21 protein-coding genes are annotated in these 22,936 nt (G+C 52.8%); 7 read left to right on the forward strand and 14 right to left on the reverse strand.

Annotated elements, in window-relative coordinates; genetic code table 11:
* Positions 1 to 15: 15 nt before the first annotated feature.
* The 8 genes from J2T58_RS04045 to J2T58_RS04080 all read right to left on the reverse strand — a co-directional run bounded on the left by J2T58_RS04045 (position 16) and on the right by J2T58_RS04080 (position 8,484).
* Positions 16 to 870 carry a prenyltransferase gene (locus J2T58_RS04045; RefSeq protein WP_253487626.1) on the reverse strand — a complete coding sequence of 285 codons (855 nt, stop codon included), beginning with the start codon at positions 868 to 870 and terminating at the stop codon, positions 16 to 18.
* Positions 870 to 1,748: a phytoene/squalene synthase family protein gene (locus J2T58_RS04050; RefSeq protein WP_253487628.1), complete on the reverse strand. Its 879-nt coding sequence runs from the start codon at positions 1,746 to 1,748 to the stop codon at positions 870 to 872. Before J2T58_RS04050 ends, J2T58_RS04045 begins: the two co-directional genes overlap by 1 nt.
* Positions 1,749 to 1,759: 11 nt before the next feature.
* The gene (gene crtID, locus J2T58_RS04055) at positions 1,760 to 3,232 is read right to left on the reverse strand and encodes a bifunctional phytoene desaturase/3,4-desaturase (protein ID WP_253487630.1); all 1,473 of its coding nucleotides are present in this window, start codon (positions 3,230 to 3,232) and stop codon (positions 1,760 to 1,762) included.
* A gap of 76 nt (positions 3,233 to 3,308) precedes the next feature.
* Positions 3,309 to 4,097, reverse strand: coding sequence for a carotenoid biosynthesis protein (locus J2T58_RS04060; RefSeq protein ID WP_253487632.1), 789 nt, complete (start codon positions 4,095 to 4,097; stop codon positions 3,309 to 3,311).
* Between the two features lie 49 nt (positions 4,098 to 4,146).
* Positions 4,147 to 5,172, reverse strand: coding sequence for a Coenzyme F420 hydrogenase/dehydrogenase, beta subunit C-terminal domain (locus tag J2T58_RS04065; protein WP_253487634.1), 1,026 nt, complete (start codon positions 5,170 to 5,172; stop codon positions 4,147 to 4,149).
* A 5-nt stretch (positions 5,173 to 5,177) separates the two neighbouring features.
* A complete protein-coding gene (locus tag J2T58_RS04070) occupies positions 5,178 to 5,921 on the reverse strand; it encodes a GltB/FmdC/FwdC-like GXGXG domain-containing protein (RefSeq protein ID WP_253487635.1) in 744 nt (247 codons plus the stop codon).
* A gap of 2 nt (positions 5,922 to 5,923) precedes the next feature.
* Positions 5,924 to 7,435: a glutamate synthase-related protein gene (locus tag J2T58_RS04075; protein ID WP_253487636.1), complete on the reverse strand. Its 1,512-nt coding sequence runs from the start codon at positions 7,433 to 7,435 to the stop codon at positions 5,924 to 5,926.
* Positions 7,432 to 8,484, reverse strand: a complete 1,053-nt coding sequence (locus J2T58_RS04080; protein ID WP_253487637.1) for a class II glutamine amidotransferase — start codon at positions 8,482 to 8,484, stop codon at positions 7,432 to 7,434. Before J2T58_RS04080 ends, J2T58_RS04075 begins: the two co-directional genes overlap by 4 nt.
* Before the next feature lie 96 nt (positions 8,485 to 8,580).
* On the opposite strand from J2T58_RS04080, the gene glnA reads away from it, so the two are divergent.
* The 3 genes from glnA to J2T58_RS04095 all read left to right on the forward strand — a co-directional run bounded on the left by glnA (position 8,581) and on the right by J2T58_RS04095 (position 11,750).
* Positions 8,581 to 9,912 (forward strand): type I glutamate--ammonia ligase, encoded by a 1,332-nt coding sequence (glnA, locus tag J2T58_RS04085; protein WP_253487638.1) that lies wholly within the window; start codon positions 8,581 to 8,583, stop codon positions 9,910 to 9,912.
* Between the two features lie 299 nt (positions 9,913 to 10,211).
* Positions 10,212 to 11,408, forward strand: a complete 1,197-nt coding sequence (locus J2T58_RS04090; RefSeq protein WP_253487639.1) for an ammonium transporter — start codon at positions 10,212 to 10,214, stop codon at positions 11,406 to 11,408.
* A 15-nt stretch (positions 11,409 to 11,423) separates the two neighbouring features.
* The gene (locus tag J2T58_RS04095) at positions 11,424 to 11,750 is read left to right on the forward strand and encodes a P-II family nitrogen regulator (protein WP_253487640.1); all 327 of its coding nucleotides are present in this window, start codon (positions 11,424 to 11,426) and stop codon (positions 11,748 to 11,750) included.
* A gap of 90 nt (positions 11,751 to 11,840) precedes the next feature.
* On the opposite strand, the gene J2T58_RS04100 is transcribed toward J2T58_RS04095, so the two are convergent.
* The 4 genes from J2T58_RS04100 to J2T58_RS04115 form a co-directional block, all read right to left on the reverse strand.
* Positions 11,841 to 13,085, reverse strand: coding sequence for a Glu/Leu/Phe/Val family dehydrogenase (locus J2T58_RS04100; RefSeq protein WP_253487641.1), 1,245 nt, complete (start codon positions 13,083 to 13,085; stop codon positions 11,841 to 11,843).
* Positions 13,086 to 13,258: 173 nt separating this feature from the next.
* Positions 13,259 to 14,065, reverse strand: a complete 807-nt coding sequence (locus J2T58_RS04105; RefSeq protein ID WP_253487643.1) for a sulfite exporter TauE/SafE family protein — start codon at positions 14,063 to 14,065, stop codon at positions 13,259 to 13,261.
* An 18-nt stretch (positions 14,066 to 14,083) separates the two neighbouring features.
* Positions 14,084 to 15,886 carry a HEAT repeat domain-containing protein gene (locus J2T58_RS11195; protein ID WP_253487645.1) on the reverse strand — a complete coding sequence of 601 codons (1,803 nt, stop codon included), beginning with the start codon at positions 15,884 to 15,886 and terminating at the stop codon, positions 14,084 to 14,086.
* Positions 15,887 to 15,950: 64 nt separating this feature from the next.
* Positions 15,951 to 17,075, reverse strand: a complete 1,125-nt coding sequence (locus J2T58_RS04115) for a TIGR04084 family radical SAM/SPASM domain-containing protein (protein WP_253487647.1) — start codon at positions 17,073 to 17,075, stop codon at positions 15,951 to 15,953.
* A gap of 185 nt (positions 17,076 to 17,260) precedes the next feature.
* Between J2T58_RS04115 and J2T58_RS04120 the strand changes: the two genes are divergently transcribed.
* A complete protein-coding gene (locus J2T58_RS04120; protein ID WP_253487649.1) occupies positions 17,261 to 17,752 on the forward strand; it encodes a flavodoxin domain-containing protein in 492 nt (163 codons plus the stop codon).
* Positions 17,753 to 17,877: 125 nt separating this feature from the next.
* On the forward strand, positions 17,878 to 19,653 hold the full coding sequence (locus J2T58_RS04125; RefSeq protein WP_253487650.1) for an SLC13 family permease: 1,776 nt from the start codon (positions 17,878 to 17,880) through the stop codon (positions 19,651 to 19,653).
* A 2-nt stretch (positions 19,654 to 19,655) separates the two neighbouring features.
* Here the strand turns inward: J2T58_RS04125 and J2T58_RS04130 are convergent, their stop codons facing one another.
* Both J2T58_RS04130 and J2T58_RS04135 read right to left on the reverse strand, forming a co-directional pair.
* On the reverse strand, positions 19,656 to 20,114 hold the full coding sequence (locus J2T58_RS04130; RefSeq protein WP_253487651.1) for a YbhB/YbcL family Raf kinase inhibitor-like protein: 459 nt from the start codon (positions 20,112 to 20,114) through the stop codon (positions 19,656 to 19,658).
* 89 nt (positions 20,115 to 20,203) lie between these two features.
* Positions 20,204 to 20,653 (reverse strand): YbhB/YbcL family Raf kinase inhibitor-like protein, encoded by a 450-nt coding sequence (locus J2T58_RS04135; RefSeq protein WP_253487652.1) that lies wholly within the window; start codon positions 20,651 to 20,653, stop codon positions 20,204 to 20,206.
* Between the two features lie 284 nt (positions 20,654 to 20,937).
* On the opposite strand from J2T58_RS04135, the gene J2T58_RS04140 reads away from it, so the two are divergent.
* Together J2T58_RS04140 and tsaA are read left to right on the forward strand one after the other, a co-directional pair.
* On the forward strand, positions 20,938 to 21,993 hold the full coding sequence (locus J2T58_RS04140) for an RRXRR domain-containing protein (protein ID WP_253487653.1): 1,056 nt from the start codon (positions 20,938 to 20,940) through the stop codon (positions 21,991 to 21,993).
* 20 nt (positions 21,994 to 22,013) lie between these two features.
* Positions 22,014 to 22,853 carry a tRNA (N6-threonylcarbamoyladenosine(37)-N6)-methyltransferase TrmO gene (gene tsaA / locus J2T58_RS11200; protein ID WP_366518438.1) on the forward strand — a complete coding sequence of 280 codons (840 nt, stop codon included), beginning with the start codon at positions 22,014 to 22,016 and terminating at the stop codon, positions 22,851 to 22,853.
* The last annotated feature ends 83 nt before the right edge of the window (positions 22,854 to 22,936 follow it).

Raw genomic sequence — 22,936 nt, forward strand, 5'->3', positions numbered from 1 at the left:
CCATATGGTCATCTCCTACCCGAAGGTATGAAGGGTCGCTGCAATGAAGATAAGTCCCCCAAGTGTCGTGTTGATAGCCGGGAGATACCAGTATACCTTCTCAATGTCGTGGTCTCTCTTCAGGAGGAGCAGGAGCGGAACTGCAGGGTAGATCAGGACAAGGAAAGCTGCCGGGTGTATTCCTGAAGCAGGTATGACGATCATGGAGAGCCCCGTCCAGAAGAGGAGGCAGAGGATGAGTGATGGCCGCTCTCCCAGCGTAACCGCCGTCGTCCGGAGCCCTGCCTTTGTATCATACCCGATATCAGGAATGGCAGAGAAGAGATGCATGGCAGCGATATGGAAGAATCCTGCAAGGATAAGGAACCATGGCGGCAGAAACCCTGATGCAAGGTAATAGCCGAAGATACCCGGCATGATATAGAGCATGTTTGAAGCAAAGTCGATACCGGGGATCTCTTTAAACCGGAGGGGCGGGGCACTATAGAAGAAGGAGAGGAAGAGGAACGAGGCGAAGATCAGCTGTGCCGTCAGGTCTGCCTGGGTGGCAAGGAGGATGAGACTGATGCCTGTAACAACTGCGAGGAGGGAGAAGAGACCCTTTTCATCCTTCTTTTCCAATCGATACTCCTGGGCATCTTTCTTTGGATTATTCTTGTCTGTCTCCTGGTCAAAGTAGTCATTGACGCCATAAATGAAGATATTGGCGGGGATGAAGAAGTAGAAGAGATAGATCATATATTCCGGACGAAGGAACGCCTCCCAGGATCCCATTCCAAGGGCGAATCCGACAACGTAGGTCCCGCCGGTGTATATCCAGAACCGTATCCTGGAGATGCGTAGAGCGAGGGAGAGAATGTTCTCAGACATCACTCTTCACTCTTTCGGGAGCAGAGCCATGGAGCGGCTCCACAGGCTCTTCTGGAAGATATCGCAATGGTGTTTCCGAGGGCAGTTGCGACGATCCGGGGAACTGAAGGCTTCACCTTTCGTTCATAGACGATTGAGGGCCGCTTTTGGATCACCCGGGCAGTCCAGGTGTACATATCCGATGCCGTCTTCACCGGAATAAGGGAGCGGGCGGGAATTGAAAAGTACCCGTCTTCTGCCTCTTTCTGCCAGATCTCATACCTCGCGATCTGCTTTTGCAGAAATGCGTCGAATGCCAGAGGTTTGTCCCTGACATACCCCTCATCAAGACTGGCAAGCCCGAACTGCTCAAGTTCCTCCATCGGGAAATAGAGCCTTCCCAATCTGATATCTTCGGGGATGTCCCTGATAAAATTGATATACTGCATTGCTCTTCCAAGGAGGCGTGCGGCATGATCCGATCTCTCCGGGAGTCTCAGGACCCGTGCCATCATCAGGCCGACAACCTCGGATGATCCATAGAGATACCGGAGAAGATCCTTCTCAGTTTCATACTGGCTGACGGTAATATCCATCTCCATGGATCTGAGGAAGGCATCAATCCATCCGGGTTCAAACGAGAGGCGGTGGGCAAGATTTACAAACCCATCAATGACCACATTCCCGGTCACCTCACCGGAAGCGGCTCTCCGGTAGCTATCGACGAATGCATAAAACGCCTCCGTATCCTGAGGGATGGCATCTACATAGTCATCTGCCACCCGGACGAAGCTGTAGAGGATGAAGACATCTCTTCTGATCTCGCGGGGAAAGAAGAGTGTACTGTAAAAATACGTCCTGCTTCCTCCATGGAATATCGATAGTAATGTCGTATCCATTCATATCCTCGTTATCTCATCTTTTTGGTGATATCTCCGGCAATTATCTGTGACGAGATCAGCGTCATCGGAACGCCGATCCCGGGATGGGTGTACTGGCCGGTATAGTAGAGGTTTTTGACCTTCCTGCTCTGGTGTGCCGGCCGCCAGAGGGCTGTCTGGAAGAGGGAATGCGTCAGGCCAAGTGCCGTGCCCCGATATGCATTGTACCGCTCCTCAAAGTCTCCCAGGGCAAAGATCCTCTTCGTCACGACCGCATCTCTGATATTCTCTTTGGTTGTTGCTTCGATATGATCGATGATCTGGTTGTAGAATCTCTCCCGAATCTCCGGCGAGTCCGGGATGCCGGGGGCAAGGGGGACGAGGATGAAGAGTGCCTCTCCATCTTCGGGGGCCGCAGATGCATCGGTCTTTGACGGGACATTCACATAGTATGACGGGCTCTCGGGCCAGTCTGCCTGTGCAGGATCGAAGATGCGGTGGAAGTTCTCCTCCCAGTCTTTATCGAGGAAGAGGGTATGGTGCGCAAGAGACGGTACTTTTTTATTTACACCAAGATAGACGACAAATGCGGACGGGGCTATCTCCCGCTTCTTCCAGTACTTCTCGGGATACGTGGCATATTGCGGCTCGAGTAATGCGGTCTCGGCATAGGGGTAATCTGCATTGACGATAACGATATCTGCTTCGTATGTCCCCTCCGGGGTGGTGACACCCGTTGCCACACCGTCCCTGACATCTATCGAGGTGACGGGTTCATTGAACCGGAAGGATGCACCATACTGGCTGGCGAGATCATAGATCCCGTCAACGACCTTCCGCATACCGCCATCCGGGTACCATACCCCCATACTCAGATCGATGTAGGACATCATATGGTAGAATGCAGGTGTATTCTTTGGGGAGCTTCCGAGGAACCCGACTGAGTACTGGACGATCCTGCGTGCTTCATCGCTTGAAAAACGCTTTTTGACGAAGGAGTCAAGGCTTTCAAAGATATGGAACTTCCTCCCTTCAAGGATCATATGGGGATCGAACATATCAAAGATGGATCGATAGTCCCGGTACAGCATCTGCCCGATTGCAAGGTCGTACTTCTCTTTTCCTTCGCTGAGGTATCTTCTGAGTTTCTCACCCCCATCCTTCTCAAATGTATCAAATAAGGCGATGTTTTTTGATACATCCGATGCGATGTCGATGGTCGGACCTTCTTCGAAGTAGATCCTGTAGGACGGATCGAGGCGATCCAGATGATAGAAATCCTCTGGCTTTTTCCCAAACTCCGCAAAGAACTTCTCATAGACATCCGGCATCAGATACCATGACGGCCCCATATCAAATGCAAAGTCCCCGTCTCTGTGAGTACTTGCCCTTCCCCCGGGCTGTTCATTCTTCTCGATGACGGTGACATCACATCCCTCTTTGGCAAGCAATGCAGCGGCTGAGAGTCCACCGCATCCTGCTCCAACAATGACCAGTTTCATTTCTGCCCGCTCCTCTTTTATAATTGGGTGTTTATCTTTCTTTTATAGACTATACGTGCCTATCCTCCTAATAAAACTATTTTTTGGGGGTGTCTTGTGGAGTTTCAGTATATGGATAGAAGGGGAGTTGTCTTGTCATATGCAGCAGGGTGATAAGGAGTATACATCCGATAATGAACGGGATGAGCAATCCGGCATACAGGAGGTACCCGGTCCATAATGCAATGATCAGAAGAAGGCTTGATGCCATACCGATTGCGATCGGTCTCTGTTCCATCAGTCTCTCTCGCATCCCGAGATAGAGTATTCCGGAGTAGATGAGTCCTGTCAGCAGCCAGCCGAGGAAGTTGATAGCCGGAACCCCATAATACACGCCTCCACCAGGCCATATCCAGAGCCCTGCATGGACAATTGCGGGATCGATGGCAAGATCGATGAGGACGAGCAGGAGGGCACTCCCTGTGATCAGGCGCCAGGGATGCGTCCCTGCAAGATGTGAGGCGATTGTAAAAGCACCAAGGAGTATTGGGAGATAGGCGAATGCAACGGTGAGAGGAACGAGATCAAAGAGCCGCAGTCCAAGATCATCCGAATAATGGAACTCGCCATAGGGCAGGCCTGTAACAATAGCCTGCGCCTCAATGATGAGAGGAATGATGCTGAGGATAATCAGAAGCAGGATACCTCTGCCAAATCCGGCTTCCTTACAGAGGATATAATATGAGGGCAGGGCCATCGCGATGATAAAAAGCCCGGAGATCGCTGGAATATTGATATCTGTATCGAATCGAATAACCAGAAATCCTGCGAGAAACAGAATCACTGCTGTAATCATCAGGGCTGTTGTGAGATCTCTTCGTATCATGCACGGATACTATCCCCTGATGATAAAAAGGATTTCCGGGTGGCTGATACTATCCCCGTGGGATCCCTCGTGCCGCCTTCTTTGCGGCAAGAGACTCAATCGGCTGCTGGTCAATCGTCTCATCTACAATAAGTGCCCCGGCAGCCACTGCGGAGTGAACAAACGCCTCTCCAACCCCGCTCCTGATGATGAGTGTCGTATAGCCATCCGGTGATCCGATTGCGCCTGCCGAGATGTCGGCGTCCCTGGCGGTTAAATCCGTGCAGATCGTACATCCCGGCCGGATCGCCTCCTCCAGTTCCTTCAGGGGGATCCTGATCACTTCTCCATCCGTCTTTGTCACATCGAGGCCGCCTTTGACATTAAGCCTCTCAATATCATACGGCCTGAGCTGATGGCGCCTGCCAAGAATATCCCCGACAAGATGGTCGTAATCAAATGTCTCGGTACAGAAGAGACCCAGCACGAGCCGTATTGAACGGGCGTATGGCCGGACAAGATCGTTGTCGCTCTTCCTCATCAGGGAAATCGCCTCAGTCACACAGGGGAGGCCGATGACAGCGATACGTCTGCATTTTTTCTTGAGGACGGCTTCTTTCAATGCAGCGAGGAGGGGCACCCACCAGGCGTACCTGCTCCCTGCATGCCGGATGAGCTCCCCCGCTGAAGTGATGACAACCGACTGTGGCTGAAGCGTAAACCGGTCTTCTGTAACAGTCACAACGGCATCTATCATATCATTCTCCAATGCATGGGCGAGAATCGCCGTCACCGCACCACCGCTCTGCTTGTGGGGGATCTCGGCTCCGGCCTTTGCAGCAATGACTGACCGGTACTCGCCAAGGAGACCGCGGCCCTGTATTGTTCCTACTCGTGGACAGACGGCATAACATGCGCCGCAGGGCACTCTGTCAACAACCTCTTTACAATAGAACCTGTTCTCCGGACAGATGGTCTGCTCGGAGCAGAAGATGATAGCGTCGGCCGGACAGACCGCCACACAGGCACCACATCCGGAACAGCGCCCTGTCTTCCATACGTCTCGCTGCAGGTCCTCAAAACTACTTCCTGACACCACACTCACTCCCATGTATATTTATTTGCAAACGGCCGGCCGCTTGCAGGGGTTATCCTCGTATATCTATCTTCGATGAGAGGGGCCGGATCGAGAGAAAATCGCTCGGCATACCGCCTGATGAAGGGGATAATCCTGGCTTTGTCCTCCTCTGTCGCTTCGGCCTTCTTTGCACCGACACCAAGGAGGCGTTCAGGAACGTCACCCCTGATGAATATCTCGCCTCCATGGATCCCTGACCCGATTCCGCGATCCGGCAGGACTCTCTTCTCCTGCAATCCAAGGATGATGACAAGTCCTCCTGCCATATATTCACCGAGGAAGGCGCGTGCATTCCCTCCAACAATCAGGACCGGGCGGTGATCGCCGTATTCCTTCATATGGATCCCGCCACGGTACCCGATATCGTCACGAACCATCACCATCCCTCCCCGCATCGAATGGGCTGTAGCGTCACCCGAGCTGCCATGAATGATGATCTCTCCTGCATCCATGGTGTTCCCCGGTGCATGGTCGCAGTTGCCGAAGACCTCAACGGTTGGGCCACTCATAAACATCCCGAGATCCCCTCCGGGGATGCCATGAACAGTGATGCTAACATCCCCCCTCAGCCCATCTGCGATGAACCGCTGGCCAAGGACATTCTCGATCCGAATCTTTGAGACACCGTCCCTGACAGCAGATCGGATCGCCTTGTTGAGGGGCGTGTAGTGCATCTCGTCTGCATCGATTATGATCTCCTTCTCCATACCTATGCCCCCACCGGCTTGACATCAAGGACGTTCATCATCGCTTCATCAAGCAGATATGCCCTGAGCCGATCACGGTTTCCACGCAGGCTCTCGATACTGTTAATCCCGGCAGCTCCCATCAGCTCGCTGATCTCAAGCGTCCAGCCTTTGAAGAGGTTGGCGACATGCTGCCACTCGACATCCGGATTCAGGCGGTTCGTCAGTCCGGGCATCTGGGTTGCGATACCCCACGGACATTGCCCGCGATAACATGTGCCACAGACCCTGCACCCCATCGCGATCAACGCAGCCGTCCCGATATAGATGGCATCAGCTCCGAGCGCGATCGCCTTTGTCACATCGGCGGCGTCACGGATGCCTCCGGAGGCGATGATCGAGATCTCATTTCTGATACCCTGTGATCTCAGCTTCTGATCGACTGCTGCTATGGCGGCCTCGATAGGGATGCCGACATGATCCCGGAATACGCGTGGTGCGGCCCCGGTCCCTCCCCTGAATCCGTCAATGACGACGGCATCGGCGGACGAACGCGCTATTCCGGATGCGATGGCGGCGACATTATGAACTGCGGCAATCTTCACAAATATTGGCTTCTTCCACTCCGTCGCCTCTTTCAGGGAATGAACAAGCTGTTTGAGATCCTCTATCGAGTAGATGTCATGATGGGGTGCAGGACTGATTGCATCGCTCCTCTCCGGGATCATCCTTGTCTGTGAGACATCAGGGCCGACCTTCTCCCCGGGGAGGTGGCCGCCGATACCCGGCTTAGCCCCCTGGCCTATCTTAATCTCAATTGCCGCTCCCCGTTCCAGATAGTCGATATCGACACCGAACCGCCCTGAAGCGACCTGGACGATCATACTTTCCTGGTACTGCCGGAGTGCCGGGTGTAATCCCCCCTCACCGGTTCCCATGAATGTTCCCTGATCAGCAACTGCCCGTGCCATTGAGAGCTGGGCGTTCAGGCTGATTGCCCCGTAGCTCATATGCCCGATCATGATCGGGGTATCGAGGCGGAGATTTGGTGCAAGAGTTGTTTTGAGTTCAACATCCCCGTTCTCCTTCCGCTGAATATCCAGCCTTCGCGGCTTCTTCCCTATATAGGTCCGCAGCTCCATCGGTTCACGGAGGGGATCGATACTCGGGTTCGTCACCTGGCAGGCATCAAGGAGCAGGCGGTCGAAGATGCTTGGGAGATCCTGGGCATTTCCCATTCCGGCAAGGACGATCTTCCCTGTCCGGGCCTGATTATATATCGCCTCACGCGCCTCCCTGCTCCAGAGAGGATGCCTCCTGTAGTCGATCGGTTTCTCCTCGATGGTTATTGCATCACGCGGGCACATCGCAACACATCGGTGACAGGCAACGCATCGGCGCGAATCGATATGGATCTTCTCGCCTTCAAGGCGATATGTTCCATATGGGCAGTTTTCGATGCACCGCTCGCAGAGCATACACTCGTCGGTATCAATCCTGACCTTGAACTTCATCGGTATTGATCCAAGACTCATATCCTGACCCTCCCGATGACCGGCTCACCGGCTTTTGGCATCCATACCCGGTCAAGATTCGGCTCCATCCGCCTGATTGCCGCTTCCTCGCTTGATATGTATAAACGGTCACCCGATTCGGCAGCGATGAGAGGCCGGAGCTTGATCCGATCGGTAAAACCTACGATCCCCTCGGCTGTTGCAACAACGATGGCAAAGGGTCCGTTCATCAAGGCAGATCCATAGGTCAGGCGGATCGCCTGGCTCAGCTTCTGTTGATCCTCCGGCATCGAATCGATCTCATCCCAGAACGGGGGGGCGAACGCCCGGACCATCAGATCCTCGGGAAGTCGATGCTTTCTGCCGAGGAGGTCACAGAGGTATGCGACGACCTCGGTATCGGTAAACATCGTACACCGATAGCCGTAACTTTCAATATACCGACGGTTTGTGCCATACGAGGTGATCTCACCGTTATGTACAACACTCCAGTCGAGGAGGTTGAAGGGGTGTGCTCCCCCCCACCATCCTGATGTGTTTGTTGGATAGCGATTATGGGCAAGCCAGATATACCCTTCATATTTATCGATCTGGTAAAAGTCTGCCACCGCTTCTGGCCAGCCCGATGCCTTGAAGACGCCGATATTCTTCCCTGATGAGAAGACTATCGCACCGGGAATTGTCGTGTTGATCTGCATGACGAGCTTCATCACGATATCTTCGTCAGGGGTCCTGCTTCCCGGCATCAGGGATATATCTGGTTTGAAGAAGTACCGCCATGGGATGTGGGTTCGTCTGAGATCAGGCTGCTCAATGGTTGGGATCTCCTCTTCGTCTTCAATATGACCCCATTTTCTGAGGATCTCATCGACTGCGACCTTCGGCTCCACAAGGTTATCAAAGAAGATATGAAGTGCATAGTAGTCTGCATAATCGGGATATACACCGTATGCAGCATAACCGGCCCCTTCACCACTTCCCCGCTCATCCATCAGAGAGAGGGCCTTTTTAATGCTGGATCCATCCATCCCGGACCTGGATCTGTCTATGACACTGATAATTCCACACATTGGTCATCACACGAGGCTGAATATAACCTCATTATCTGGTGTCTATATGGTTGTTCCATTAACTATTTATAGTAATCAGTAGAAGTAATCTTCCATATGACAGGAGACAGTGTGTCCAGAATCCTGGAAAAGATTGAGGAAGACAGGGTGCAGTTCATCCGTCTTCAGTTTACTGATATCCTTGGGATGTCAAAAAATGTTGCTATCCCTGCGAAGCAGGCTGAGAAAGCACTGACTGATGGGATCAGCTTCGACGGGTCTTCTATCCAGGGCTTTGCCCGGATTGAGGAGTCTGACATGGTCTTAAAGCCGGATATCTCGACATACCGGATTCTGCCATGGCGCTCCGAGAAGAGCCGCGTTGCCCGGTTCATCTGCGATGTCTATACCCCAAAAGGAGTGCCGTTTGAGGGTGATCCGCGGTATATCCTCAGGAAGCAGGTAGAGGAGGCCCAAAAAATGGGGTATATATTCAACACAGGCCCTGAGCTTGAGTTCTTCCTCTTCCGGCAGCAGAATGGGCAGCCATCCCTTGAATTCCAGGATGTCGGAGGGTACTTCGATCTTGCCCCGACCGACCTTGCAGAGGATGTCCGCCGGGATATCATCATCGCTCTCACAGAAATGGGCTTTGATATCGAGGCGTCCCATCATGAAGTCGCGAAATCCCAGCATGAGATCGACTTCAAGTATGGCGATGCCCTCACGACTGCAGACAATGTCATCACCTTCAAGTTTGCAACCAAGACGATAGCCCTGCAGAACGGTCTGCATGCAAGCTTCATGGCAAAACCGATCTTTGGGATCAACGGGTCCGGGATGCATACCAACTGTTCCCTTGGAACACTGGATGGACAGAACGCATTCTATGATCCTGATGCGCCAAAGCAGCTCTCAGAGACTGCCATGCAGTTTATTGCAGGCATGCTGAAGCATGTGAAGGGGATCACCCGGCTTGCCAACCCGACGGTCAACTCTTACAAGCGGCTTGTTCCGGGATATGAAGCTCCCGTCTATATCGGCTGGAGTGCCTCCAACCGGACCGCGCTTGTCCGTGTGCCTGCCCCCCGTGGCCGGAGCACCCGGGTTGAGCTGAGGAGCCCTGATCCAACCTGCAATCCGTATCTCACCTTCGCAGCAATACTTGCCGCAGGTCTTGATGGGATCAAAAACAAGCTTGAGCCCCCTGCAAGTGCAGATAAGAACATCTTCCATATGACTGCGGAAGAGAGGGAAAATGAAGGGATCTATACCCTGCCTGGAAGCCTCATCGAGGCGAACCAGTACATGATGCAGGATCCCCTCATCTGCGCCACCCTTGGCCCTCATGTGACTGAGAACTTAAACTCAATCGCAGAGATCGAATGGGATTCCTTCCGTACCGCCGTCACCGACTGGGAGACGAACCGGTATCTCTCAAGCTACTAAAACCCATCCCTTCTTTTTTTAAACCCTGCTGTGGGGCTTTTTCCAGAATTTCTGCATCTCATCTCAGGTGTTTCGTGCTCCTTCTTGATTCACAGGGGATCTGTTTCTGAAACAAAATAGAAATCTATATAAACAATGGAAGATAACTTCCTTCTATGTCATGTGTGAAGGGGGATACACCCGGGTATTCCGGGCTCATCCACCCTTCATATCTGACGTTAGTGGTCCATCTGACCGGGCTTCTGCCCCGGAGTGGCCATGCGCTGACTGAACAAACTCGGGAATGGGGTTGAAACAGAATGGAACTTGATTCGGGTGCAACTGCCTTTGTGCTGATTGCAACTGCTATGGTTATGCTGATGACGCCCGGGGTCGGGCTCTTCTATGGAGGCATGGTACGGAGGAAGAACTTCATCTCAGCGATTGCGCTTGCGATGATATCGTTTGCGGTAGTCAGCATTCAGTGGGTGCTTATCGGGTATTCGCTTGCGTTCGGGACGAGTGTCGGTGGTTTTATCGGCAACCTGGATCACATTGGCCTTGCCGGTGTCGGCATGGAAGGTGACGGGATACCAGACCTCCTCTTCATGGTCTTCCAGCTCGTCTTTGCCGGACTGACACTTGCGATACTGACCTCGGCTCTTGCTGAACGGGTGAAGGTCAGCTCGTTCATCGTCTTCGGCCTTCTCTGGACGACCCTCGTCTATGATCCGCTTGCCCACTGGGCATGGGGTGGTGGCTGGGCTCACCAGATGGGGGCGCTGGACTTTGCAGGTGGAACGGTGGTTCACATCAGTTCCGGGTTTGGTGCTCTGGCTGTTGCGCTTGTCATCGGCAAACGGATCGGCTTTGGTACCCACTCAATGGAACCACATAACATCCCGATGACACTGCTTGGTGGTGCACTCCTCTGGTTCGGGTGGTTTGGATTCAACGCCGGTTCAGCCCTTGCCGCAGATGGTCTGGCTGCAACAGTCTTCGTTGCAACAAACATCGCAGCCGCTGCTGGCGCACTCTCATGGATGTTTGCTGCCTGGCTGCACGGGAAACCATCATCACTTGGGTTCATCTCCGGTGCTATCGCGGGACTGGTTGCGATCACACCTGCCGCAGGGTATGTGGATCCGCTTGCTGCCATCGCCATAGGATTCATCTCAGGACTTGTATGCTACAAAGCGATGCTCTGGCGGATTAAAAAAGGCCTCGACGAGACTCTGGACGCATGGGCTATCCATGGTGTCGGAGGTTTATGGGGTGCCCTTGCGACCGGTATCTTTGCAACAGCTGCAATTGGTGGTGTTAACGGTCTCCTCTATGGCAACGCTGCACAGTTTGGGATTCAGGCACTCGATGCAATAGCCGCGGTCATCTATGCCTTCGTCGTCACCTATATCCTCGCCTATGCGGTCCATAAGACGATAGGTCTGCGGGTCACCGAGGAGGAGGAGTATGTTGGTCTTGACATCTCCCAGCATGGAGAGAAAGTGGCAAACTGATGGAGGGACTCTGTGATGAAAAAGATTGAGGCAATCATTCGGCCTGAGCGGTTTGAAGTCGTTCAGAAGGCGCTTGAAGAGAATGGGTTTACGGCCATGACAATCTCGGAGGTACAGGGGAGGGGTGCCCAGAAGGGCATCACCCTTCAGTACCGTGGTGGAGCGATGAAGGTGAATCTGATCCCAAAGATCAAGATCGAGATCTTCACCAGGGACGCGGATGTCGAAAAGATCGTTGGTATCATCAAAACCAATGCAATGACGGGCAAGGTCGGGGATGGACGGATCTTCGTCCTGCCTGTCGAGGGGGAGTACTGGGTCCGAAACCACGAAGGTAACTAAAAACAGATGGGCTCCATCAGTGTACTATCTCCCACCATGGTGAGGGGGGCAGATGGAGCCCTATTATGTCCCCCTCATCATTTTCAAAGATTATATCCAGCCGCGAAGCTTCATTGCATTAATGATGCGCTCTGAGGCGACGACATATGCGGCTTTTCTCATGGTGATGCCGCTTGTCCTTGCCATCTGGAAGACATCACGGTATGCCTTGATCATCTTCTTTTCAAGCCTCTGGTTGACCTCATCCTCGGTCCAGGCGTCAAATGTCTTGTTTTGGATCATCTCAAAGAATGATACCGTCACTCCTCCGGCATTGCAGAGGATATCAGGGATGACGTGGACACCCTCTTCAAAGAGAATCCGGTCGGCTTCGGGGGTCGTCGGCCCGTTTGCCAGCTCGGCAACGATCTTCGGGGTCATCTTCTCTGCGATTGAAGGGGTGATCGCATCTTCAAGCGCCGCTGCGATGACGATATCTGCCTCAAGGGTGAAGACGTCATCACCGTTCATCTTCTCAGTATTTGGCGCTCCGACAACGCTACCTGTCTTCCTCTTCTGGGCACTCACCTCTTCAAGGTTTAAGCCTTCGGCATGGTAGACACACCCTTTTGAATCAGAAACTGCAATGACCCGTGTATTGAGGAGGTTCCGTGCGAGGTATGCCGCATTGGCGCCGGCATTTCCAAAGCCCTGGATAGCCACGGTTGCATCTTTCAGCTGAATATTCAGTTCGCGTGCCGCCTCACTGATGGTTGCAATACCACCACGGGCTGTCGCTTCTGTCCTTCCAAGTGCACCACCAACCTGGATCGGCTTGCCTGTAATGACACCGGGCTGGTATTTCCCCTGAAGCCGGGAGTACTCATCCATCATCCATCCCATCACCCGTGCATCGGTGCCGACATCGGGTGCAGGAACATCGGTCTCCGGACCGATGAACGGTGCTATCCGCTGGATATATCTCCTGGTCAGCCTCTGCAGCTCCCTGTCTGAGAGGGTCTTTGGATCGCAGACGATCCCTCCTTTAGCTCCACCAAGGGGGAGATCGAGGAGTGCGGTCTTCCATGTCATCCATGCGGCCAGTGATCTGACGGTATCGATCGTCTCATCGGGGTGGTACCGGATACCCCCCTTCATTGGACCGAGTGCGTCGTTCCACTGGATTCGATATCCGGTGAAGACCTTGACCTGTCCGTCATCCATCCGGATTGGAATCGATACGGTCAGCTCACGCATTGGGTGGCAGAGATATTCTGCTGTCAGAGGATCGAGATTCATAAACCGTGCACAGTCGAGGATTTGGGGTGGAAGGCCGTTATGTCTGTGTTCGAACATTTCTGGGACCTCCGTTTTATCTGCTCTTTTTTTACTCATGTACTATCTCCGAAAAGATGCGTCCAGGGTATCCCTCCCCAAACGTCATTAATTCTGTACAGCGTGAGAATAATAAGTCCTTGCCTTCCATCCTTTTATAAAGGTGTTGAAAAGTCAACCAATTGCCAGACGTCTCAGGGCAGAATTCCTATCATAACGATGCCAATGATCACCATCATACCAGCAAAGACCCTCTTCAACCTCTCTGCGGGAAGCCGGTGTGCAGCTCCGACACCTAATCGTGAGAGTGGGATCATCGTTCCTGTCAGGATAATCCATTGCAGAAGGTCGATATACCCGAGATACCCCGCTCCCAGATCCGCGACTCTAAGGCCATGAACGATGTACGCAAGAATTCCGCCTGTGGAGAAGAAGAGGATACAGGCAGACGACGTTCCCACTGCCCGGTGAATCGGGAGATTGAAGAAGAGGAGGAGGATTGGGACGAGAAGAATACCCCCGCCCATACCAAGAAGTCCGGAAAGAATCCCGATGATCGCTCCAAGCAGCGTCCAGGAGAAGAGGCAGGAGTCCTTCTCTCCCCTGCATACCGGAGTCCCGGTCAACATCCGGATGGCGGCAATGATGATCATCACTCCAAAGAGGGGTTTTAGGATATCAGCCGGGAGATGTGATGCAAGTGTTCCTCCGGCAAAGCCTCCGATCAGTCCAGCACAACCTATTGGAACTGCGGCACCCCAGTCTATTCCTCCCCTTGTGTGATGAGCAAAGGCAGCCGCACAGGAGACAGGAAAGACGACAGCCAGGCTTGTTCCAAAAGCGACCCGGATTGCTACTGTTGGATCCATACCTGTAGAGACAAGGATCATATACTGAACCGGGACCATGAGAAAACCGCCGCCTATCCCGAGGAGGCCTGCGAAGAAACCGGCGATGATGCCGGTCAGAAGGAGAATGGAGATGATGAGGATAAGGTCCATCGTCAGGATCTCAGCGGTTCAGATCGGCTCCTCACCGCGGTATTCAGCAAGGAGGCGTTCCATACGCTCATTCTTTCTGATACGACTGATGAGATCCCTGATCAGATCCTGATCATCAGAGAGGTGGAGTGCATCTTCAAGTGCGGGAAGAGCGTTCATTCCGATGCGGATGAGAATCCCTGATGCCGCATCTCTCAGAGCCGGATCCTCTGCATAGATAGCACCAATGAGTGCAGGAAGTGCATTCCTTCCCATTCCTGTGAGCGTATCTGATGCCCGCTCACGGACGCGACGTCTCGGATCAATGAGGAGATCCATAAGATGCGGGACTGCTGAGGGTACGGTATGGATTAATGCTGCCCTGACATGGTCTGCAAGACGATTATCTGCCGATATGAGTGTATCGATGAGAGGCTGGATCGCTTTGCCGTCCGAGGCGGCGATGAGAGCCTCAGATGCTGCTTCCCGGACGTTGCTATCCTCCTCAAATCTGAGCATCCGGAGAAGTTCAGGGATCGCACCTCCCCCTGCCTCCCCAAGGATCCCAAGGAGGCTGGCCCGGTCATCTTCGTCTGCTGAAGCATATCGTCTCATCAGTGCAGGGAGTGACCGTTGGATTATTAGACGATTAACTGCCCGTGCGCGCTCACGAACCGCCGGGTCCGGGCTTTTCATGAGGGTGGCAACCCGGTCAACCGCACGCTCATCCCCGATTGCACCAAGTGCAGTCAGGGCAGCATAGATTACTGTGATGGAAGCGCTACTCGTTGCAGAGAGGAGGTGGATGAGGCACTTCTCCCCCCCTGTCCGCTGAAGGAGCCGGATAGCCCGTATTGTCCTGTTCTCATCACCACTATGGATCGCCTCCTCGAGTGCAGGCGTGGTATCGATACGCATTCTTCTGAGGGCGTGGCTGATGGCATCGAGGAGATCGGCGGATTTTCTTCCCCCTCCTTCCTCAGGGGTTTGTATCTTTAATGCAACCTGGACGAAGATATCGGCACACTCCTGATCATCCAGAGCAAGAAGTGTATGGAGTGCGCGAAGCCTGATTATTGGATCATCATGGGAGAGGAGAGGCCGGATATGCCGGGTTGATCCTCTTCCAAGGCTGATCAGCACTTCTGCTGCCTTCTTTGCCTTTGCATCACCTGCATGTTCCAGGATGCGGGCAAGCTGGAGATAATCTGCCTCTTCCCGGAGCGTCTCAAACTCACGATCCCCCTCACGCACTGCCTGTTCACGGTTCATCATCCGGATAGCTTCACGGCGTGCTTCGGTGGCATGATGGTCACCTGGCCTTCCCTCCAGGACATGGTCAAAGGAGATGATCGCCTGACGGTAGCGTCGCATTCTGAGGAGAGCTCTCCCCCGTGCATACCATGCATCGGAGTCATGGATGTCCTCTCTGAGGGCGGCATCAAAGATGGTGAGCGCCTCATCATCCTGACCTTCGGATGCAAGGATGCTGCCAAGGGCATATTGGGCCGGTCCCGGATGTATTGATGAGCCGATGGCTTTCTTCAGGCTCTCCTTTGCCAGCGTCCGACTCCCCATCATATTCATGAGAAGGCCATGCAGATACCAGCCATCACCATCATCAGGATAGCGTCTCAGCACCTCATTGATCTGCTCTTCTGCTTCGGTGAGCATGGCACATTTCATGAGTGCCTTCGTTCGTTCGATCCACGCCTTCGGATCGTCGGGATTCCTCTCGATAGCCTCTGAGGAGAAGAATAATTTTCGGGTGGGGTCCCGTTCGAGACGGGCCCGGGTGAGCAGCTCCTCTGCAGTTAATTGTTCACACCCCTCTTCTGTCACGAGACCACCTCCCTTCTGATACTGGGGAAATATAAGTATCTTATGAATAATCTACTCTTCGTTATCAGGGGATGATCTCACATCCATTGAATCGTGTATGCTGAAACGAAGCCTCCCCGATTGTCCCATGTTTCATGAGATTCTGTATCTCAGGGAGGTGATCCAGCAATGTTGAGCGGAGGTGGTGGATTGTTGAGCAGACCACATCTACCCCTTCTTCCGGCCAGGGGCGTATGAAATTTGAATAGAGGCACCTTCCTCCGCAGAAGCCGTGGATGGAACAGTCTGTGCATGGATGGCCTGGGAGTGATAGAGGGAGGTGACAGGGATCTGCGGTCCTGATTGAACCAAGGATGAGATCCTTCATCCCGGTCATGATGGGACAGGGAATGATCGACCCATCGGCCTGGATGGTATAGTTTGTGACTCCTGAGCCACAACGAAGACCGGAGGTTCTGTTGAGGAGGAGATCTTCGGTGGTGGAGAGGAAGGGGTACCATTTTGGTACCTCCTCATACTCTCTCATATGGGCTATCCAGTCCTCAACAAGAGCGGATATGCCGGGGTTGTAGCTGTCTCTGACCCATTCCCCAAACCGCCGTCTCTTAAAATCCCCCTGGAAATTTGCATCCATCTGCCAGTGAATCGATCGGAACGGATTGTTCATTTCGGAGGCGAGATGGGTCACCGATGCGTGGATGTCAGTCTCTTCATCGACGGTCATCCTGGCGATGAGCTCCCCGGAGAAGCCCTTATCCCTCAGCATCCGGATATTGGCAGTTATCTGGTTATAGACCCCCTCCCCACGGTTATTATCGGTCAGATCCTCTGCTCCGTCTATTGAGACGAGGATCGTCTCAAACCTGTTCCGGTACTCCGTGGATAATCTGTTGAGGAGGAGTCCATTCGTCTGAAGCATGAAGCGGCTGCATGGGGCTTCATCCATGATCCGGCAGATGAGATCCTGGCGGAGGAGTGGCTCGCCGCCGATGAAGGTGACAACAGGGTCGGGATCCCTGGCAAGGAACCGGTAGAGCGGATCGAGGAGGTTCTCATCGAACTCAGAGGGGAGATCGGATGCTATCTCGCAGGGAAAGTCCGTCTCATCGAGATCATCAAACATCTTCCCCCGGCAGTACCGGCAGCAGAGATTGCAGTCATCGGTCAGGTAGATGTGAAAGAATACCACTCAGATCTCTAAATTATGTGCCTGAGGATCGGATAAGGGCAGTGGATCGGGCACATTTTCCCAGAGTAATCAGGGTAACCCGAGGAGAATTATTGTGTACTGCGTTGATGCCACATCATGGAATTACGTATCTTTCAGGCACTCTTCTGATAAGGTTCATATTCTTTTATAGCCTGTCCGTATGTATGCGAGTACTCATTGCGTATGCGACACATGCCGGATCAACAGCAGAGATTGCCACCTTCATTGCATCTGAACTCAAAAACCATGGTATCTCTGCAGAGGTGAAGGAGATCAGGGAGGTCATTGATCCCGGAGAGTATGACCGCCTCATCATCGGGGGTCCAATCTATGTGGGGAGGATGAAGGAGGTGGAGGAGTTCTGCAAACAGCATCAGGCCACAATCAAGGGGAGGCTCATCGGGGCATTTACCGTTGGTATGGCATTTACCGGGGATGAGGTGAAGCAGGCGGAGGCGAGGCAGGTTCTGGATACGGCGATTGCTCCCTTCAGTCCGGGGAGGCTCGGATACTTTGCCGGGAAGACTGATCCATCGCGACTTTCGTTTTTTGAAAGGACGGCACTCAAAGTTGTCAAAGCCCCAATCGGGGATTTCCGGGACTGGAATGCGATCAGGACATGGATTACGGGTGTTGCAGACGATCTGAGGGGTTGATATTCGTTCCGGGGTCGTTCTCAAGAACCCTTGATCCACGCCTCCCCCATTCCTTTCTCTATGAAAAAAGGGAAGATATATCTGGTATATCTGCATCCAGTAGTATATCCTGGATATGATATCAGATGGCTGAGATGGCAATCGTCTTTGGTACCCTTCTCCTTGCCCTGGTCCTCTTTGCAACAGGGAAGATACGGTATGATATCGTCGCCCTCATAGCTCTTCTTATTGTCACAATCGCAGGGATCGTCGATCCGATGGATGCATTCCTCGGATTTGGCCACCCGGCGGTCATCACCGTTGCAGCTGTTTTAATTGTCAGCAGGGGACTTCAGAACTCCGGGCTCATCGATATACTGAGCCGGTGGGTTGGACGGGTTGGTGATGGTGAAGTGAAACAAATCTTCTCGATGACCGGTATCGTCGCTGTTCTCTCGGCTTTCATGAATAATGTTGGTGCACTTGCCCTGATGATGCCAGTTGCGATCAGGACTGCGAGGAAGAACGGACGATCCCCTTCCTTCCTTCTTATGCCGATTGCGTTTGGATCTCTCCTTGGCGGAATGACCACCCTCATCGGGACACCCCCTAATATCATCATTGCCACATACCGGGTTCAGAACGGGGCCGATCCCTTTCTCATCTTCGATTTTGCGTATGTCGGTATCGGTGTTGCGATCTGTGGTATCCTCTTTATATCGCTCATCGGCTGGCGCCTGATACCGGTACGTGAGAGTCCTGCCTCGGCTGATGAACTCTTCTCGGTGAAGGACTATCTGACAGAAGTGAAGGTTCCCGAAGGGTGTAAACTCTCTGGGAAGATGATCGCTGATATCGGGGCGGTTACTGAAGCCGATGTGATGGTTGTCGGTGTGATCAGGGGCGGGCGGCGGATCGTTGCCCCATCCAGCTATGAGAGAATACTTGATGAGGATATCCTGATCATCCGGGCAGATTCGGATGATCTTCAGACACTCCTTGATGCAACGAAACTGGAGCTTGCCGGGAAGGCGGATGTCTCAGAGGAGGTGATCGGATCTGACTCCGTTGGCATCATTGAGGCGATTGTCAAGCCCGACTCACCGATCATCGATCAGACTGCATACTCCGCCAATCTCCGATGGATCCATGGGATTAACCTCCTTGCCGTTGCACGGGAGGGATCGAGGATCAGGGAACGCTTAAACCAGATACGATTCCGGCCTGGCGACATTCTTCTTCTGCAGGGGAAGAAAGATGCGATGGCTGCAAGCCTTCCGACTCTTGGATGTCTCCCACTTGCTGAACGGGAGATACGGATCGGCACACCGAAATGGATCCTCCTTGCCATCGCCATCTTCGGCTCCGCCCTTCTGATATCAGCATTAGGAATTCTCCCCGTCCAGATTACATTCAGTGCCGCCGTTGTGCTGATGATCCTCACCTCCATCATCTCGCTGCGTGAAGCCTATGCCAGTGTGGAATGGCCGATTATTATTCTTCTTGGTGCGATGATCCCGGTCGGCCAGGCACTTGAGACGAGCGGCGGGGCGAAATTAATCGCAGAGACTATTGTCATCGGCTCTTCGATGTTCCCCCCATGGATGACCCTTGCCCTCCTTCTGGTTATAACGATGTTCCTCTCTGATCTCGTCAATAATGCCGCCGCAGCTGTTCTGATGGCCCCGATTGCCATCGGTATCGCACTGGATTTTGGAGCTTCCATTGATCCGTTCCTCATGGCAGTGGCTATCGGTGCGTCATGTGCGTTCCTTACCCCCATCGGTCATCAGTCCAATACCCTGGTGATGGGTCCGGGAGGGTACCGGTTTACCGACTATTGGAGGTTGGGGATCGTTCTGGAGATGATCATTGTCATCGTCTCGATCCCGCTCCTCCTCATCTTCTGGCCGATGTACTGATGTTACCGGGAATAGATTGCATGTGTCGATCCAAACTGGATAACACGCCCTGCAAGGGCAGCGGCAAGCTCTTTTTTAGTCGCACCTGCCTCAAGAGCGAGTGGTGCATCGATTGCATAGACCTTGAAGATATATCGATGCGGAGTGCCGGACTCCGGGCAGGGGCCCCGGTATCCTACCTCTCCATAGTCGTTCCTTCCCTGGACAGCACTGACCGGGAAGCTGATGGTTGGTTCTTTCTCCAGTCCCTCCGGCAGTATCCTGACAGGATCGATGTTCCAGATGATCCAGTGGGTGAAGTTACCACCATCTTTTGAGCTTTCATCCTCCATGATGAGGGCGAGAGCTTTCACGTTCTCGTTAAGGCCCTCGATGTGGAGAGGAGGGGAGCGGTCTTTGCCGTCACAGGTATAATCGGCTGGAAACTCACGGGTTCCGAAGCGAATTGATAATTTCTCCATTCTTTCACCAGTGAGTCTGAAAGGTTTCCCTCTATAAAAAACCAGATGGTGGAATGATAGGTTTTTTTGTATCCTGTATTGGGAGTGGATTACCGCTGGCAGACTGCTTTTGTATCACCATACTGGATGACATGCCCTTTCATCGCCTCGATGACTGCGTGCTTGTCAGATCCGGGTGGGATATCGAGTTTTGCGTCCAGACCATATACCTTGAAGAGATACCGGTGTGTCTCTCCGGGTGGTGGTGCGGGTCCGCGATACCCGGTCTCGCCATAATCATTTGTCCCCTGCACTGCATGGATCGGATGATCGATCTCCGGCATGGGTGGGAGTCCGGCGGGGATGCGATGGTCGGCCGGAATATCCCAGGCAATCCATGCACAGAATGAACAGCCCGGTTCAAAGGGGTTAAATGCAAAGACTGCAAGATATGGAGATTTGAGGTTGGCAAGGCGGATCAGTGGGGAGAGGTTCTGGCCGTCTCCGGTATGAGTCGGTGGAAACTCCACAAAGCCGAGGTTGACAGTCAGTTTTTCCATACGTCGATGTATCGCCTGACAAGATGAAATAACCAGTGGTTTGTAGTCAACCACCCATGACTAAAGTCATGGGCTTGCAAACGGCTACGCGAGACTAAACAGTTAGACTAGGAGGCATATAAACCATGCAGCAGCATTACAGGCTACAAGAACGGCAGAATGTTTCTCTAGTTCTGCCCTCTTCCGGACACGCCGAATCCGACGTATCTTTTCAGATACTACGCCTGTCTTGCCACTCCGAAGAGACATTTCACCCCGGTTTAACCGGGAGGAGGTAATACCTCATGCGAATCCCTGTATTAGATATCAACAAAACACCTCTCATGCCGACAACACCGGCAAGAGCCCGGCTCTTACTGAAACAAGGTAAAGCCAGACCTTATTGGAACAAACTCGGTATATTCTGCATCATCTTAACCTATCAGGTCAATCCAGACAACCAATTTCTCGTCATCGGTATTGATCCGGGTAGTTCCTTTGAAGGTTGGTCTATTGTTGGTACACAAGAAACCGTTCTAAACGGCATGTCCGAAACACCAAAGCATGTCAAAAAGGCGGTTGAAACCCGTCGAACCATGCGAAGATCCAGAAGATACCGTAATTGTTGGAGGCGTCCTGCACGATTCAAAAACCGTCTCAAAAACAGATCCTCCATCCCTCCAAGCACTTTTGCACGATGGAACGCCAAACTTCGTATCCTGACGCAAATTCAGAAGATCATCCCTCTGACAGATGTTGTTGTCGAAGATATTGCCGCAGTAACCAAAAAGAACTGCAAACGATGGAACTCCAACTTCTCTCCTTTAGAGGTGGGTAAACAATGGTTTTACCGTACAATCCGATCTCTCAACTTTGATCTCCATCTTCGTACCGGATACGAAACCAAAGACCTCCGGGATCGATTCAACCTCAGAAAGACCTCTCAGAAGAACAAACCTGTCTTCTCCTCTCATGCAGTAGATGCCTGGGTTATGGCGGCAGACGTTTCCGGAGCCAAACAACCAACAGAACACGGTTTATTCTATTGGACTCCGATCAGGTTTCATCGTCGTCAACTCCACCGACTCCAACCCGAAACAGGAGGGATCAGAAAACCTTATGGGGGAACGATCTCTCTGAACCTAATCCGTGGAACACTAGTCAACCATTTCAAACACGGTTTATCGTACATTGGAGGAACCCTGAAAGAACGGCTCTCATTACACCATTTCAGAACAGGTAAACGATTAACCCAATCTGCAAAACCAACAGACTGCACAATCCTGACCAGAATAGCATGGAGAACAACACACTATGCCGATACCAGGCAATCGGCATTCCTCTCACGACTAAAGTCGTGAGTTTCCTGCCTGATTCGATCATGATGGAGAAAGTACTACTCTATACGGATGGTGCCTCACGGGGAAACCCGGGGAACGCAGCACTTGCTTACCTTGTCGTGCAGGGTGAACGGATCATCAGGGAGCATGGTGAACATATTGGCCGAATGACCAACAACGAGGCTGAGTACAGGGCGATCATTGAAGGCCTGAAGGCGGCTGCACAGCTTGGCGCAGATGAGGTGGAGGTCTTCTCGGACAGCCAGCTCGTCGTCAGGCAGATGAACGGTCAGTATGCCGTCAGGGCACAGGGGCTGATACCGCTTCATCGGAAGGCTCAGGAGGCGGTCAGTATGTTCTCCTCTGTCCGGTTTGCCTCTGTTCCACGGGAGCACCCCTATATCCGGATGGCAGATCAGCTTGCAAATGAGGCACTGGATGGAAAAAGATCCTCTGTGCAGGTCGAAGAGAAGAATCTTCCTGGCGTCGGGCTCAGGCCGATTGGCATTGTCCGATCTGCATACAAAGTGCAGGCAGATGCTCCACGGCAGGGGCGAACTGAGCCGGTTGAGAGCATTATTGAGATATATCCTGACTATGAAGCCGGTTTGGAGAGTGTCTCCTCATCCCGACACCTGTTCATCCTCTCATGGTTTGATCGCAGCAGCCGTGATGTTCTCTCTGTCGAACGCCCCGAATGGCCGAAGCCGCGCGGGGTCTTTGCAACCCGCTCTCCAAACAGGCCAAACCCGATTGGCCTCTCGCTCGTCGATCTCATCGGCATTGAAGGCCGCGTCCTCCGGGTGAGGGGGCTTGATGCGCTCGACGGTACTCCGGTCCTTGATATCAAGCCCTATTCAGCCGGTATAGATTCGCCATAAAATGACTCGATATCTGATAAAACGTGATTGTGGCTTTTTAAATCCATCTTTTCATTTCATGCACCGATCTATACACCTATAAT

Source organism: Methanocalculus alkaliphilus, from assembly GCF_024170505.1.
In the GTDB taxonomy this organism is placed as follows: Archaea; Halobacteriota; Methanomicrobia; order Methanomicrobiales; family Methanocorpusculaceae; genus Methanocalculus; species Methanocalculus alkaliphilus.